This window comes from Kribbella sp. NPDC026596, from assembly GCF_040638415.1.
Classification (GTDB): Bacteria; Actinomycetota; Actinomycetes; order Propionibacteriales; family Kribbellaceae; genus Kribbella.
Genome location: NZ_JBEZYF010000112.1, coordinates 1 through 910 on the forward strand (window position 1 = coordinate 1; position 910 = coordinate 910).

The window sequence follows — 910 nt, forward strand, 5'->3', positions numbered from 1 at the left end:
CGGTATGCTGCACACCACCCCAAGCCTCACCGGCGGTCTGCTGCCCACCACCCCAAGCCTCACCGGCGGTCTGCTGCCCCCCACCCCAAGCCTCACCGGCGGTCTGCTGCCCCCCACCCCAAGCCTCACCGGCGGTCTGCTGCGAAGCACTACCCCATGCCTCAGCAGCCGTCTGCTGCCCCCCACCCTGTCCATCCCCACCAGCCTGCTGACCCCACGCCGCGGCCCCTTGCCCACCGCCGTGGTTCTCACCAGCGGCCTGCAGGCCCCACGCCCCAGCGTCTTGTCCGCCGGCCTGGCCCTGACCATCCGCCTGCTGACCCCACGGTCCGGCGTCTTGTCCGGTGGCCTGGTTCTCTGCAGTCGTCTGCTGGTCCCAGGGTCCAGGTTGTTGCCCGGCGCCCTGGTTTTCGGCCGGTTGCTGGCCCCACGGTCCGGACTCCTGTGCACCGTCATGCCAGCCGTTGCTCGCAGCTTGCTGCTCCGCGGCGCCCCAGCTGTTGTTGTCGCCTGCCGACTGCCACGGATCAGTCCCGGTCTGCACAGGTCCCCAACCACCGGCCTGCCCAGCCTCGCCGCCCTGCTGCAGAGTCCAGCTCTGCCCACCCCAGGGCTGTCCTTGGCTGGCGTCGTCACCACTCTGCTGCTCCGCACCCCAGCTCTGACCCTGTCCGGCCTCAGCACCCCACCCCTGGGCCTGATCCGCGTTGACGGCAGCCTGCTGAACGCCCCAACCTTGTCCCTGGTCGGCCTGCCCGTCCGCCTGCTGCGCCGCAGACTCCTGAGCCGGCTGCACGCCCCACCCATTCGCCTGGTCCGCCTCCTGGACACCCCAAGCCGGCTGGCCCTGTCCCTGCTCGGACTGACCCCACGCCGGCTGAGCCTGTGCCTGGTCCTGCGCGGACTGTGC

General features: G+C 71.3%; 1 protein-coding gene and 1 pseudogene. One reads left to right on the forward strand and one right to left on the reverse strand.

Going from position 1 to position 910, the window contains the following annotated elements; genetic code table 11:
• Positions 1–544, reverse strand: a pseudogene (locus AB0E63_RS44415) (hypothetical protein); the annotation flags it as partial.
• 75 nt (positions 545–619) lie between these two features.
• Here AB0E63_RS44415 and AB0E63_RS44420 point away from each other — a divergent pair.
• Positions 620–910, forward strand: a 291-nt coding sequence (locus AB0E63_RS44420) for a hypothetical protein (protein ID WP_360380348.1), incomplete at its 3' end; no start/stop codon positions are given.